The organism is Nocardiopsis lucentensis DSM 44048 (assembly GCF_000341125.1).
GTDB classification, from domain to species: Bacteria; Actinomycetota; Actinomycetes; order Streptosporangiales; family Streptosporangiaceae; genus Nocardiopsis; species Nocardiopsis lucentensis.
Map to the genome: position 1 here is coordinate 5,072 of NZ_ANBC01000484.1, position 14,177 is coordinate 19,248.

The following is a 14,177-nucleotide window of genomic DNA, read 5'->3' on the forward strand; positions in this document are numbered from 1 at the left end:
CCGGGGATGGTCATGAGGTCGGTGCTGGCCATCGGGTTGGCCACGTCGACGTCGGTGACGATCATGTACGGGAGCAGCAGCGGGGGCGGGAAGTCCGGGGTGAAGGTGAGCGGGATGCCCAGGATGTGCACGTGCATGCGGGTGACGTGCATCTCCACGCTGCCCTCCATGGTCAGGGTGGGCAGTCCGAGGCTCATCCGGGTCCCGGCGTCCTCGAACCACAGTTCGGCGCCGCGCAGGTCCGCCCGGCTCATGGAGAGCCGGAGGTAACGGCGGGGACCGTCCGCGGTGGGGCACTCCACGACACCGTCGTACCTGGCCCCGCTCATCGTGAGGCGGTCCGCGTTCAGACCGCCGGTGCTGGTCGCGCCGGAGAAACAGTCGTAGGTCTCGTCGACCACGGCGTCCGGAAGGTCGCCCTCCTCCTCCGCGGCCTGGCAGGCGCGGACGGCCGACAGGAGTTCCTCCTCGGTCTCGGCCGCTCCGGTCGTACCGGTCACGATCGGGCAGTCGGACGGGTCGGCGTCCTCCTCGCTTTCCGTCTCCTCGTCCTCGGCGCCGTCCTCCGCCCCGGGATCGGCCGGGTCACCGCCGTCACCGGGCCCCTCCGGGGGGTCGTCGGGGTCGCCGTCAGTGGGTTCGGCCGTCGGGTCGGCGGAGGGATCCCCTGAGGGGGTGTCGGAGGGGCCGTCCGTGGGAGAGGTCCCGTCGGAGGGGGCATCGGAGGGTTGCTCCTCCTCGTCCCCCGGCGGGAAGAACCAGTCCCAGGGCCAGTCGGTGGGCGCCTGGGCGGCCGTGACCGTCAGGGCGAACGCGAGCGGCAGCGCGAGGGCGGCGAGGGGACGGGTTCCGCCTGAGGCGACGGTCCCGTCGGCGCCGCCCTCCCCACCGTCGTCCTCCTCCGCGTCACCGTCCCCGGTCACCGTGTCGGCGCCGCGGAGAGGCCGCGTGCGGCGGCGACCACGTGGTCGCCGCCGCACGCGTGGTGCCCACGCGAAGACGAGCGAGGCGCCGACGATGCCGAGCAGCATCCCGATGACGAACCCACCGAAGTTGGACGTCACGAAGGACACGAGCGCCAACAGGAGCCCGACCAGCCCGAAGAAGGTGTGCTGCACCGGCTGGAGCCAGCTGAGCACCCCGATCGCGATCAGCAGGACACCGATGAGGGTGCCCGACACACCGGCGATACCGGCGTAGATGATCAGGTCGATCGGCAGGATCAGGCTCTGCGCGGCGGGTGCGACCAAGAGCTCCACACCCGCGGCGACGAGCAGCAGGCCGCCCCAGAACGGTCGGGTGCGCCGCCAGGAGCGGAACCGTCCCCAGACCGCGCTGAGCGCGTCGAGTGCGTGGGCCATGGGATCAGAAGCACTCGTGGTTGCCTGGGAGGACCGCCAGGTTGAGGCCGCTCAACCGCAGGGAGCCGGAGGTGACGGCCCAGGTGGTCAGCTCCACGTCCGCCACTCGGATCTCGTCCGCCTGGAGGCCGAACCCGCCCGCCGGTCCCTGACCGCCCTCGGCCTTGTCCAGCGTGCTGGCATCGCGGCCGATCTCGATCTGGTCGAACTCGGCGTCGCCGCGCAGCTGTTCGAGGTCGAGCACCAGGTCGGTGCCGTGGACCGGGTCCGCCTCACCGGCGGTGATCACCAGGGTGGCCTCGCCGATGCCCAGGTCCCACAGGGAGGACATGCACAGGTTGTCCAGGTCGGCGGTGTTGACCGTGGACAGTCCGACGGCGCGGCCGGAGCCGTCGACGGACTCGGCGACGTCGCCGTACTGGGTGAAGCCCTGCCCGGTGAGCTGGTCAGCGGACATCTTGAAACTGTCACCGGAGACGGCGAACGAGGCGGCCAGGAGCCCCTGTGTCGTCATCCCGCCGAGGACGGCGGCGGCGGCCAGGCCGGGCACGGCGATGAGGGTGAACCTCCGCCACCGCGTACCTCCGCCGCCTTCGTGCTGCTCAGGCGCGTCCTGAGGCGCCTGGGGCGCCTCGTCGGAAGGCTTGGGCATCTGCAACCTCCAGGGTTTCGCCGCTCGGGAGCGGCGAGGGGGAACGTGTGTTGCGCCGACGCGCGCCTCGCGTGTTACATGGAACACACCCTACTCGGCGGTAGTGACGAACGTTACAATAGAAAATGTCACATTTCCAGATGGCGTATTCGATGTTGCAGACTCGTATCCGGCGCACTACGGGACCGCGACACTTGAACCGAGAGAGGCCCCGTGTCCCCAGAGCGCAACGCACAACCGCCCGTCCGCTCCCCCGAACACACCGCGGACCAGTACGACTACGACGTCATCGTGGTCGGCTCCGGCTTCGGAGGATCGGTGAGCGCACTCCGCCTCACCGAGAAGGGGTACCGCGTCGGCGTCCTGGAGGCCGGACGCCGGTTCACCCCGCGAACACTGCCGTCGTCCTCCTGGGACGTGCGCAACTTCCTCTGGGCCCCGCGGCTGGGCATGTACGGCATCCAGCGCATCCACCTGCTGCGCGACGTCATGATCCTCGCCGGAGCCGGCGTCGGCGGCGGTTCGCTCAACTACGCGAACACGCTCTACCACCCGATGGACGCGTTCTTCGAGGATCCGCAGTGGCGGCACGTCACCGACTGGAAGTCGGAGCTCGCTCCCTTCTACGACCAGGCCCGGCGCATGCTCGGCGTCCGCACCAACCCCACCGTCACCCCCTCCGACGTCCATCTGAAGGCGGTCGCCGAGGAGATGGGCGTGGGCCACACCTTCCGCCTGACCCCCGTCGGAGTGTGCTTCGGCGACGGTGCCGACGGCGACGGCGGCAAGGCCGCGCCCGGCGAGTCCGTCGGCGACCCCTACTTCGGCGGAGCGGGACCCGAGCGTCGGGCGTGCACGGAGTGCGGCGAGTGCATGACCGGTTGCCGGCACGGCGCGAAGAACACGCTCACCGAGAACTACCTGTACTTCGCCGAACGGGCGGGCGCCGAGATCCACCCGCTGACCACCGTCGAGCGCCTGCGGGAACTGCCCGACGGCGGTTTCGCCGTCGACACGGTCCGCACCGACGCGCCGCGCCGCAGGGAGAACGCCCGTACGTTCACCGCCGGGCAGGTCGTGGTGGCCGCCGGGACGTACAACACGCAGACCCTCCTGCACCGGATGCGCGACGCCGGACTGCTGCCCCGCCTGTCCGCCAGGCTCGGAACACTGACCCGCACCAACTCCGAGGCGCTCGTGGGCGCGATGAGCCGCCACGTGCCGCCGCCCGAGGACCTGACCCAGGGGGTGGCGATCACCTCCTCCATCCACCCCAACGAGAACACCCACATCGAACCGGTCCGCTACGGCAAGGGCTCCAACGCGATGGGCCTGCTCACCACGATCCAGGTGCCGGGCGGCGGGAGGGTGCCGCGCTGGCTGCGCTTCCTGGGCCGGGCCGCGCGCCAACCCCACGTCTTCGCGCGCAGCCTCTCCAACCGGCGCTGGTCGGAGCGGATCATCATCGGCCTGGTCATGCAGTCCCTGGACAACTCGCTGACGACCTCGGTCAAACGCGGTCTGTTCGGCGGCCGCAAGAAGCTGACCTCGCGTCAGGGCCACGGGGAGCCGAACCCGACCTGGATCCCGGAGGGCCAGGAGGCCGCCACCCGGCTCGCCGAGCGGATCGACGGCTACCCCGGCGGCACCATCGGCGACGTGGCCAACATCCCGATGACCGCGCACTTCCTGGGCGGGTGCCCGATCGGGGACAGCCCGGACAACGGTGTGATCGACCCCTACCACCGGTTGTACGGGCACCCCGGCATCCATGTCGTGGACGGCGCCGCGGTCACCGCCAACCTCGGGGTGAACCCGTCGCTGACCATCACCGCCCAGGCCGAGCGCGCCATGTCGCTGTGGCCGAACAAGGGCGAGGAGGACTCCCGACCCGGGCAGGGAGAGCCTTACCAGCGGCTGCGGCCGGTCTTCCCGCACGCGCCCGCGGTCCCGGCCGGCGCCTTCGCGGAGCTGCGCTACACCACCCCGCTCCCGCTGTCGGTGGTGAACGGAGGCGACGAGACCCCGTCCGACCGGAGGGCGCCCCGGGAGAGCGCCGACGCCGAGGGGGACGGCGCCTGAGCGACCGACGGGAGGGCGGTGCCGCGGTCCGCGCTCAGGCGGGTCCCGCGGGACCGTCCTCCTTGGGGTGGGTGCTCGGCTCGCCGCGCAGGTGTTCCATCGCCAGGGCGAAGTGCTCGCCCATCACGTCGTTCATCTTCTCCGCCATCTCCTGGGCCAGGACCGCGTCCACGGCCTGCTGGGCGAGCGGGCGCAGCCGGCGGATCAGCTCGGCGATCTCCGCGACCTCCTCGCTTCCGGTCTGTATCACCGTCAGCGGCGCGTACTCGGCGAGTATGTGCTCGGCGACCAGGCGGACCATGTGCTCGGCCACGTCGCCGACCTTGGCGCGCAGGTTCTCCGCTATGTCGAGGACCGAGTCCACGCTCATCCCCATCCGGACCAGTTCGGCGCCGGCGTGCAGCAGACGCGGGCTCGAGGCCCGAAAGCGCAGGCCATCGCGCTCGATCACCCCCAGGTCGACGGCCCGCTTTATCGTTCTGGGCGTCACGCCCTTGCCGAAGAGGTCGCGCAGCTCCCCCACGGTGATGTAGTCGGCGATCTCGTCGCTCCAGGCGTCCCCGACGGCCGATTCGAAGCCGAGGATGTCGGAGAGGTTCCCGCCGCGCTCCCAGACCGCGAACATCTCTCCGATGTTGGCGAACGTGTACCCGCGCCGCAGCAGCTGGCCGATCAGCCGCAGGCGTGCCAGGTGCGCCTCGGAGTAGATACCCACGCGCCCCTGCTTGCGGGGCGGGGCGAGCAGCCCCCGGTCCTGGTAGACCCGGACGTTGCGCACCGTCGTGTCAGCGAGTCGGGCGAGTTCGTCAATGCGGTATTCGGCCATGGGTCAAGCGTAGAGACCGCCGCCCGCGCTGTCGGCCGGTTGCCGAGGTGATCGGAGCACGACAGGGCCGACGAGGCGGGGCGTTCCCGCGCCAACCGGCCCCGTTCGCCCCCGCGGCCTCCCCACCCCCCTGAAGCTACTCGCAAGTAAATTTCCCGCCTCACCCCATTGCATTGTGACAATGCTCGTTGTAACGTTCCGGCAATGACTGTGGAGGAGATCACATGACGACCCCCCTGCCGCGCCACCTGCGACGGCTCCCCGGCCAGAACGCCATCGTCACCGGTGCCTCCGGAGCGTTCGGCTGCGCCACCGTGGCCGTCCTCCGTCACCTCGGGGTGAACGTCGTCGGCCTCGACCGCAAGCCCGCCCCCGGCGTCATCGGCTGCGACATCACCGACGACGAGCAGGTCCGCTCCTCGGTCGCCGAGGCCGTCGAACAGCTCGGCGGACGGCTCGACCTGCTGATCCACTACGCGGGTGTCGGTCCGGCGGTCGACATCGGCCGGGAGCCCGACGTCCACGTGCACCAGGCGCTGGAGGTCAACCTGCTCGGCGCCTGGCGGGTCACCTCCGCCGCGATGCCCGCGCTGGCGGAGAGCAGGGGACGGGTCGTCCTCACCTCGTCCCTGCTGGCCAACCTCCAGCTGCCCTTCGCCGGGGCCTACACGGTCTCCAAGCGGGCCCTGGCCGCCTACGCCGACTGCCTCCGCGCGGAGTACGGCACCCACGTCGGGGTCACCACCGTCTACCCCGGCTACGTCGACACACCCATCCACGACAGTTCCCGGGCCACCGGTGTCGCGCTGGACGGCCTCGTCCCGGCCGAACGGGAACGGGACACCGTCATGTCGGTGATCCGGGCCGCCGGAGCCAAGAGGGCCCCACGAGACGTGGCCTCCACCGGCCTCGGCACGGTCGCACTGCACCTGACCCGGCACTTCCCCGGCACGACCGAACAGATCGTGTCGCTCCAATTGGGCCTGCTCCTCGCAGACGGCGCCTTCGGCGACGCGGAGATCGCCCAGGGACTCCACGCCCGTCACGGCGGCGCCAGCCCCCGGCCGAACGTGTCCTGAGGAGGGACGAGATGACCACACAGACGCCCACCAAGCCCAAGCTCACCGACCGCGAGGACATCGCCAAGCGCCTGCTGCGCGGTTCGGCCAAGGCCTCGTTCGACCCGCTCGTCGAGATCGACTGGGACGCCCCCGTCGACCCCGACATGTGGGCCATCCGCCCCGAACGCATCTCCATCTACGGCACGCACCTGTGGGACCGGCTGAGCGAGGAGAAGCGCAAGGAGCTCAGCCGCCTGGAGATCGCCTCCGTCGCCACCATCGGCATCTGGTTCGAGACCATCCTCATGCAGATGCTGGTGCGGCACGCCTACCACAACGACCCGACCACCAACCACGTCCAGTACGCCTACACCGAGATCGCCGACGAGTGCCGCCACACCGTCATGTTCGCCAAGATGGTCGGCAAACTCGGCTGGCACACCCACCGGCTCGACCCGGTCGCCTACCACCTCGGGAGGGTGTTCAAGGCGATCGCGCACGGACCGCTGATCTTCGCGGGCGCGCTGTTCGTCGAGGAGGTCCTCGACCAGCTCCAGCGTGAGGCCGTGCCGGACGAGCAGGTCCTGCCCCTGGTGCGTGCCGTCTCCCGGATCCACGTGGTGGAGGAGGCGCGGCACATGCGCTACGCCCGCGAGGAGTTCGCCCGCGACTGGGCCGAGCGCGGCCCCGTCAACAGGGCCTACAGCCGTCTCATCCTCGGCCTGGTGACCTACTACTCCGCCACGCGGCTGATCAACCCGAAGGTCTACGAGCAGGTCGGGCTGGACCCCAAGGAGGCCTACCGGGTCGCCAGGACCAACCCGCACTGGATCGACACCAAGACCTGGGCGGCCCGCAAGGTCGTCGGAACCCTGACCACCGCCGGAGCCATCTCCGGCCTCGGAAGGCACTTCTGGAGGAAGGCCGGACTGCTCGGTCGCTGACCGGGCCCACGAACGCCGGGGGCGGAGGGCGAAACGCGCCACGTCCTGCGTCCCCGGCTCCCACCTCCCGGGGGCGAACGCGCCGCGCCCCCGGGAGCCCTACGCCCCCGACCCGACCGCGGAGCCGATCCGGTTCGCACGAAGGGACCTGAACATGGCCGAAGAACCACCGCACTTCCGGGTGGCCGTCATCGGGACCGGCTTCGCCGGGATCGGCATGGCCGTCCGCCTCAGGCAGGCGGGCCTGACCGACTTCGTGGTCCTGGAGCGCGCCGCCGACGTCGGCGGCACGTGGCGGGACAACTCCTACCCGGGCGCCGCCTGCGACGTCCCCTCGCACCTGTACTCCTTCTCCTTCGCCCCCAACCCCGGGTGGAGCCGTTCGTTCTCCCCGCAGCCGGAGATCTGGGAGTACCTGAAGCGGGTCGCGGGCGAGTACGGCGTCGACCGCCACGTCCGCTACGGGCACGACGTCGAAGCCGCACGCTGGGAGCCGCGCCGCAACCGGTGGCGGATCGAGACGACCGGCGGCACCGTGACCGCCCAGTTCCTGGTCAGCGGCGCCGGACCGCTCGCCGACCCGTCCTTCCCGGACATCAAGGGACTGGACACCTTCGAGGGGACCCTCTTCCACTCGGCGAACTGGGACCACGACCACGACCTGACCGGACGCCGGGTGGCGGTCATCGGGACCGGAGCGTCGGCGATCCAGTTCGTGCCCAGGATCCAGCCGAGGGTCGGTGCGCTCTCCCTCTTCCAGCGCACCGCGCCGTGGGTGATGTTCCGCCACGATCGCGACATCACCCGGTTGGAGAGCTGGCTGTACCGCAACCTCCCCCTCACCCAGCAGATCGCGCGCAAGGGCATCTACTGGGGCCGGGAGAACTACGTGTTCGGCTTCGCCAAGAACCCCCGGCTGCTCGGAGTGGTGGAACGGCTCGGCCGGGCCAACATCAACCGCTCCGTCAAGGACCCGGAACTGCGCGCCAAGCTCACCCCGGACTTTCGGGCGGGGTGCAAGCGCATCCTCATGTCCAACGACTACTATCCCGCGTTGGCCCGGCCCAACGTGGACGTCGTGACCGATGGGATCGTCGAGGTCCGGCCGAACGCGATCGTCACCCGCGACGCGTCCGGCCGCGAGACCGAGCACGAGGTCGACACGATCATCCTCGGCACCGGGTTCCACGTCACCGACCCCCCGATCGCGCATCGGATGTTCGACTCCGACGGGGTGTCCCTGGCCGAGCACTGGGGAACCACCGCCCAGGCGTTCCGCGGCACCACCGTCGCCGGGTTCCCCAACGCCTTCGTCCTCGCCGGACCGAACACCGGGCTCGGGCACACCTCCCAGGTGTTCATGATCGAGGCCCAGATCCGGTACACGATGCAAGCGCTCAAGTACGTGTGCCGCAACCGGATCGATCGTATGGATGTGCGCCCCGAGGCCCAGCGCGCCTACAACGACATGGTCGCCAAGTCGATGGAGGGCACCGTGTGGGTGTCCGGTGGCTGTGACAGTTGGTACCTGAACGAGGAGGGCCGCAACACCACGCTGTGGCCGACCTTCACCTGGAGCTACGCGCTGCGGACCCGGTGGTTCGACCCCCACAACTACGACCTGCGGCTCAACCGCGCGGCGGTGGCGCGATGAGCGGGTTCGACGACGGGGAAGAGGAGTACCGGGGGCCGGTGACCGTCACCCTGCCCGACGGGGAGATCGAGGTCGACGCCCACCTGGCGGGCCACTTCTCCCCGCTGACCGGCGACTACCGATGGAAGGGACGGCTGTCCGCCCACCCCGGGGTGACCGCCGCCTTCGAGAGCGGGGTGCGCACCGTCCGGGTCCGGACCCCGGACGGGCACGAGGGCACCGGCGACTTGGACGAGCCCAATCTCTGGGGCGGACATCCGATCAGCGGTGCGGGCCCCCCGCCGTTCAGCGTCCCGGACGTGACCATCGACGACTGATCGTGCGCCCTCCCCCGCCCCCGACCCCCGACCGAGAGGTGCCCCCGATGGCGACCCGACACCTGGGCCAGGCCCGGGAACTCACCGTGCGCTCCGCCGACCACACCCGACTGCACGTCGAGGTGCGCGGACCCGAGGACGGCCCGACCGTGGTCCTGGCCCACTGCTGGGCCACGTCGCTGGCGTCCTGGGGTCCGGTGGTGCGCGCACTGGACCCCGGGCTCCGCGTGGTGCTGTACGACCAGCGCGGCCACGGACGCAGTCAGACCCCGATCACGAAGGCCGGATACGGCACGGACCAGCTCGCCGACGACCTGTGCGCCGTGTTGGAGGCCACCGTCCCCGAGGGCCGCAAGGCCGTGGTGGCCGGGCACAGCATCGGCGGCATGACCGTCATGGCGGCCGGACCGCGCGCGGTGTTCGCGGACCGGGCCGCCGCCGTCCTGCTCACCAACACCGGGTACACACAGCTGGTCAAGCGCTCCACCGCGTTCCCCCTACCCGGGCTGCTCGGCGACCTGGGCGCCCAGGCGTTCCTGCGCACGACGCTGCCCATGGGTCCGACCAGCCCGGTCACGTCGGCCGCGTTGGCCTACCTGGTCCTCGGGAGGAACGCGGACCGCCGTGCCAGGCGGTTGACCGCACGGATGGTACACGCGTGCGAACCCGTGGCGCGCGGCCGTTGGGGCCGGGTGCTCGCGACCTTGGAGTTGGAGGAGTCGGCCCGCGCGATCACCGCGCCGACCGTCGTCGTGGCGGGGGCGGAGGACAAGTTCACGCCGCCGTGGCACGCGCACCACACGGTCGACGCCGTCCCGGGCGCCGACGGCCCCGTCGTCGAACTCCCGGGAGTCGGGCACATGGGGCCGTTGGAAGCACCCGAGGCGCTGGCCGAACTGCTGGAGAAACTGACCGCCGACCACGTGGGGGCGGACCCGGTTCGGGACTGAGGCGGATCCGGAACCGGCGGACACCTGAGCCGGGTTCCGCACCGGCGGCCCGGGAGGTGCGCGAGGCGTCTTCCGGGACCGCCGCCCGACCCGCTATCTCTCGAGGAAGGCCAGCAGTGCCTCGTTGACCTCCTCGGCGTGGGTCCAGAGCAGGCCGTGCGGAGCCCCTTCGATCTCGACGTAGTCGGCTGAGGGCAGGAGCGCGGCGAACGGGCGGCCGGTCGCGTCGATCGGCAGGATGTCGTCCGCCGTGCCATGCAGGATCAGCGCGGGGACGTCCACCTTGGGGATGTCGTCGCGGAAATCGGTGAACCACGTCAGGGGGGCCGCGGCGGCGGCGACCGCCCCCGAGCCCGCCGCGACGTTCCAGCTGCCGCGGACCGCCTCCTCACTGATCCTGGTGCCGAGGTTCTCATCGAGGTTGTAGAAGCTCTGGAAGAAGTCGGTGAAGTAGGCGTACCGGTCGGCCTTGACGATCGAGACGATGCCCTCGAAGAAGTCCCGCGGAGCGGCGCCGCCGGGGTTGTCCTCGGTCTTGAGCAGGAACGGTTCCAGAGAGGCCAGGAAGGCGACCTTGGCCACCCGGTCGGAGCCGTAGGTGCTCAGGTAACGGGCGACCTCGCCGGTCCCCATGGAGAAGCCGACCAGGACCGCGTCGTCGATGTCGAGCGTGTCCAGGACCGTCTTCAGGTCGGCGGCGAAGGTGTCGTAGTCGTAGCCGGTGGAGGGCTGGGAGGACTGGCCGAAGCCTCGGCGGTCGTAGGTGATGACCCGGTATCCGGCGTCCAGCAGGGCGGCGGTCTGCTTCTCCCAGGAGTGGCCGCTGAGCGGGTAGCCGTGGATGAGGACGACCGGCTGTCCGGTGCCCTGGTCCTCGTAGTGGAGCTCGATCGGAGTGCTGTTCTCGGTGCCGGCGGTGATGCGCCCCATGATGGACCCCTTCCACTCCTGAGAACGATCGTTCTCAGGCAGACCGTGAGCGAGAACGGTCGTTCTCGCTTTTTCCGAAGTGTAGAGAACGATCGTTCTCATGACAAGTAGACTGAAGGCATGGACGACGAGGAGTACCGCCAACGCATCATCGACGCGGCCGACAGGCTCTACTACGCCCGAGGTTTCTCAGCGGTGGGCATGGACCAACTCAGAGACGCGGCCGGGGTGTCCCTGCGCCGCCTCTACCGGCTCTTCCCCTCCAAGGACGACATCGTCATGGCGGTCCTGCGCGACCGGCGCCGCGCGTGGGCCCGGGGTCTGGGGGAACACGTGGACGCCGCGCCCACGGCCCGGGAGAAGCTGCTCGCGGTCTACGACTTCCTCTCCGACTGGTTCTGCGAGGAGGACTTCCGGGGGTGCGGGTTCATCAACGCCTTCGCCGAACTGGGGGCGGTCAACTCCGATGTCGCCGACATCGCGCGCGAGCACAAGACCTCCTTCCAGGACTACCTGGCCGAACTCGTGGGGCGGATCGGCGCCGACCCCTCCCTGGCGACCCAGCTCGCGCTCCTGGCCGAGGGCGCGCAGACCACCGCCGCCATCACCGGCGACGCCGGGGTGGCCGACCAGGCACGCGCGGCCGCCCGGATCCTCATCGACGCGGCGCTGGCACGCTCCGACGCGAACGGGCGGACCGCGCGGACCGGCACGACGATCGAGGCGTGAACCCGCGTTGAGGGGGAGCGTCGCGATGGTGGCCCCGCACTCGCCGAGCGGCTCCGCTCAGGCCGGGTCCCTCGTGAGCATCGGCACCACGTGCTCCGACACCTCCGAGTGCACCTGGTGCAGGCGCGTCTGGACAGCCCTGCGCAACTTGGCCAGACACTCGACCAGGGTGATGTCGTCGCCCACCAGACCGCCCTTGGCCACCACCGGCGTCCCGTCCAGCGGTCCTCCGCTGAGGTGTCCGTGCACCGCCAGCGGCACCACCTCACCGCCCACGTCCACCGCGTGCACGTCCAGCTCGTCCAGCAGGCTGGCGGTCAGGTCGCCCCCGGTCAGGTACAGCCCGCTGGGCAGGGCGTGGGCGCCCGTGGTGTCCGCGATGTCGTGGATGACCCCGGCCACCAGGCGCGCGATCCGCCCCGGCAGCTCGGCCCGGTCCTGGACCGGCAACTCCCGTACGCGCTCGGCGGTCGTCACCACGCGCAGCACACACAGCTCGGGGAACCCGGAGGAGGACAGCTGCTCGGCCAGCTCCTCGGCGACCGCCTCGGCGTGGTCCCCATCCGGGTCGCTGAGCGCGACCGCGTCCAGGTCGACGAACCGCACCGCGCCGGTCCGCGCGACCGTGGCGAGCTGACGGCGCGTCAGGCCGGTCGTGCTGCCCGCCACCCCGAGCAGCGGCCCGCGCGAACCCGCCTGTCCGCGCAGCCGCAGCGCGTAGGCCAGCAGTGCCCCCGTGGGCCCCGGGTCGGCCGACACCCACACGACGCCCTCGCTGTGGTGCGCCTCGGCGGCGGCCTCGGCGATGTCGGCCAGGTGCTGCTCGGTGCTCGCGTCACACACCACCACGGGTTCGTCGCCCGCGAGGAGCTCGGCGGTGAGCATCGTCTGCGTGACCTGCCGGACCGGCACGTGCCGCACCGCCAGGTCGGTCTGGGCGGCGAGGATGTCGGACACCACGCTGGTGGTCATCGGAGTGAGGGGGTCCAGGGCGAGGTCGGTGCGCTCCAGCGGTTGACCGTTGAGCAACTGCACCCCGTCCTCCGTGATCCGCCCGGAGCCGGGGAAGGCGGGGGTGAACAGGACCCGCACGCGGGTTCCGGCGGGCACCCGTTCGCGCACGGCGTCGTAGGTGGCCTCCAGTTCGGCCCCGATGTTGCCCCGCAGCGTGCTGTCGGTCCGCTTGACCACCAGGCCCACTGGCCACACCGCCTCGACCACGTCGGTCACCAGGTCGGCGGCGTGTTCGGCGGGCACGTGGCGGCTGTCCAGGTTGGCCACGACCACGTCGTAGTCGCCCTCCACCCGGCTCACGTGCTCGGGTGTCACCGTGGCCACGCGCATCCCGGTACGCGCGAAACGGGCACCGGTGGCGTTGGCTCCGGTGAGGTCGTCCGCCACCACGAGGACCTGGGCCACGGCACTGCTCCTTCGCACGAAACGCTGGGGTAATCTCCCTCCAACATAGGGCCAAAGACCGCCGTGCGGGGCCTCACCTCGGACGCCGACCGTCAGCGGGCGGAGGAGGTGGTGCGGGGCGGGTGGAGGCACGGAGCCACGACGGGAACCAACTCATTGGTTGTCGCCCCGGATCCCCGCCCCGCACCCTTCCGGCCACACACGCACCGATTCCCCATTCCAGCAACCGACCGGTTGGCCTAACCTGTCACCATGCGCAACACCACCCGCACCGAGACCACCCGCGCCCTCCTCCTCCAGGCCGCGCGGCACGAGTTCGCCGAGCACGGCATCGCCGGTGCGCGCGTGGATCGCATCGCCGAACGCGCCGGGGTCAACAAACAGCGCATCTACGCCCACTTCGGCGACAAGGAACAGCTCTTCCGCTACGTGGTCGTGAAGGCCCTCAACGAACTCTCCAAGGCCGTGACCGTGACCGACGACCAGGACCCCGCCGCCTACGTCGCCCGCGTCTTCGACTACCACCGCGCCCATCCCGACCTGCTGCGGCTCCTCCTGTGGGAGTCCCTGCACTACGGCAACGCCCGACTGCCCGCCGAGGAGGAGCGAGCCGAGCTCTACGACGCCAAGGCCGCCTCCCTCTCCGACGCCCTGAGCGTCGACACGGAGGTGTCCGACACCCGCCAACTGCTGCTCACCCTGATCGGCCTGGCGGTCTGGCCGCAGATCGCGCCGCAGATCGCCCGGCTCGTCCTGGGCCCCGACGCGGCCAGCGACACCGAACAGGAGCGCCTGCGCGAGTTCCTCGTCGACTTCACGCGCACCGCCCTCGGCCACCCCCCGGCCGCCACCGACCCCGCCGACACCTGACCCCGCGCGCGGCGAGTGCCGTCACCGCCCCCGGTCGCGGCCCTCTTTGCTCTGGCGGACGCCCCAGAGGCGCAGCCCCGGATCACCGCGTCCGCGGGGACACCACGGATCCCGTCTCGGCGCTGCGCCGGGCCGCCTCGATGACCTCCAGTCCGTGGATCACCTCGTGCGGGTCGACCGGCAGCGGCTCCCCCTCCCCGACCGCGTCCCGCACCGCCGCGTAGAACTCCGGGTAGGCACCCTTCGCGCTGGGCACCCGGCGCCCTCGGCCGTCCGCCCCGAGGGTTCCCCACGCCTCCTCCGGCAGCACACCCCAGTCCGGGGCGTCCGGGCGCTCACCCGCCCCCAGCCGGTCCTCCTGGCCGTCCATGCCGTGGCTGGG

13 protein-coding genes and 1 pseudogene (1 of these 14 cut by a window edge) are annotated in these 14,177 nt (G+C 71.0%); 8 read left to right on the top strand and 6 right to left on the bottom strand.

The annotated features are described in order from the left end of the window. Positions 1 to 2 precede the first annotated feature (2 nt). Both D471_RS41865 and D471_RS0117220 read right to left on the bottom strand, forming a co-directional pair. Positions 3 to 1,361: pseudogene (locus D471_RS41865) on the bottom strand (DUF6114 domain-containing protein); the annotation flags it as partial. 4 nt (positions 1,362 to 1,365) lie between these two features. Next, a complete protein-coding gene (locus D471_RS0117220; RefSeq protein ID WP_017599772.1) occupies positions 1,366 to 2,013 on the bottom strand; it encodes a DUF6230 family protein in 648 nt (215 codons plus the stop codon). A gap of 213 nt (positions 2,014 to 2,226) precedes the next feature. Between D471_RS0117220 and D471_RS0117225 the strand changes: the two genes are divergently transcribed. Beyond that, positions 2,227 to 4,095, top strand: coding sequence for a GMC oxidoreductase (locus D471_RS0117225; RefSeq protein ID WP_017599773.1), 1,869 nt, complete (start codon positions 2,227 to 2,229; stop codon positions 4,093 to 4,095). 34 nt (positions 4,096 to 4,129) lie between these two features. Here the strand turns inward: D471_RS0117225 and D471_RS0117230 are convergent, their stop codons facing one another. After that, entirely contained in the window at positions 4,130 to 4,921 is a 792-nt protein-coding gene (locus D471_RS0117230; protein ID WP_017599774.1) for a MerR family transcriptional regulator, read from the bottom strand. A gap of 224 nt (positions 4,922 to 5,145) precedes the next feature. Here D471_RS0117230 and D471_RS0117235 point away from each other — a divergent pair, with 224 nt between their 5' ends. The 5 genes from D471_RS0117235 (at position 5,146) to D471_RS0117255 (ending at position 9,847) form a co-directional block, all read left to right on the top strand. Continuing rightward, positions 5,146 to 6,000, top strand: a complete 855-nt coding sequence (locus tag D471_RS0117235) for an SDR family NAD(P)-dependent oxidoreductase (RefSeq protein WP_017599775.1) — start codon at positions 5,146 to 5,148, stop codon at positions 5,998 to 6,000. An 11-nt stretch (positions 6,001 to 6,011) separates the two neighbouring features. Then, entirely contained in the window at positions 6,012 to 6,926 is a 915-nt protein-coding gene (locus tag D471_RS0117240) for an AurF N-oxygenase family protein (RefSeq protein WP_017599776.1), read from the top strand. A gap of 154 nt (positions 6,927 to 7,080) precedes the next feature. Beyond that, entirely contained in the window at positions 7,081 to 8,580 is a 1,500-nt protein-coding gene (locus D471_RS0117245; protein WP_017599777.1) for a flavin-containing monooxygenase, read from the top strand. Continuing rightward, on the top strand, positions 8,577 to 8,897 hold the full coding sequence (locus D471_RS0117250) for a DUF4873 domain-containing protein (RefSeq protein ID WP_017599778.1): 321 nt from the start codon (positions 8,577 to 8,579) through the stop codon (positions 8,895 to 8,897). Before D471_RS0117245 ends, D471_RS0117250 begins: the two co-directional genes overlap by 4 nt. Positions 8,898 to 8,944: 47 nt before the next feature. Next, positions 8,945 to 9,847 carry an alpha/beta fold hydrolase gene (locus tag D471_RS0117255; RefSeq protein WP_017599779.1) on the top strand — a complete coding sequence of 301 codons (903 nt, stop codon included), beginning with the start codon at positions 8,945 to 8,947 and terminating at the stop codon, positions 9,845 to 9,847. Positions 9,848 to 9,940: 93 nt separating this feature from the next. On the opposite strand, the gene D471_RS0117260 is transcribed toward D471_RS0117255, so the two are convergent. Then, positions 9,941 to 10,777 (bottom strand): alpha/beta fold hydrolase, encoded by an 837-nt coding sequence (locus tag D471_RS0117260; RefSeq protein WP_017599780.1) that lies wholly within the window; start codon positions 10,775 to 10,777, stop codon positions 9,941 to 9,943. Positions 10,778 to 10,897: 120 nt separating this feature from the next. On the opposite strand from D471_RS0117260, the gene D471_RS34835 reads away from it, so the two are divergent. Beyond that, positions 10,898 to 11,506, top strand: a complete 609-nt coding sequence (locus D471_RS34835; RefSeq protein WP_017599781.1) for a TetR/AcrR family transcriptional regulator — start codon at positions 10,898 to 10,900, stop codon at positions 11,504 to 11,506. Positions 11,507 to 11,563: 57 nt separating this feature from the next. Here the strand turns inward: D471_RS34835 and D471_RS0117270 are convergent, their stop codons facing one another. Further along, a complete protein-coding gene (locus D471_RS0117270; protein WP_017599782.1) occupies positions 11,564 to 12,925 on the bottom strand; it encodes a four-carbon acid sugar kinase family protein in 1,362 nt (453 codons plus the stop codon). A gap of 252 nt (positions 12,926 to 13,177) precedes the next feature. On the opposite strand from D471_RS0117270, the gene D471_RS0117275 reads away from it, so the two are divergent. Then, positions 13,178 to 13,795, top strand: coding sequence for a TetR/AcrR family transcriptional regulator (locus D471_RS0117275; protein WP_017599783.1), 618 nt, complete (start codon positions 13,178 to 13,180; stop codon positions 13,793 to 13,795). A gap of 82 nt (positions 13,796 to 13,877) precedes the next feature. Here D471_RS0117275 and D471_RS0117280 read toward each other — a convergent pair whose 3' ends face one another. Continuing rightward, positions 13,878 to 14,177: the end of a Gfo/Idh/MocA family oxidoreductase gene (locus D471_RS0117280; RefSeq protein ID WP_017599784.1), read on the bottom strand. 807 nt of this gene lie beyond the right edge of the window; only the last 300 of its 1,107 coding nucleotides appear in the window; its start codon lies off the right edge, out of view; it ends in the stop codon at positions 13,878 to 13,880.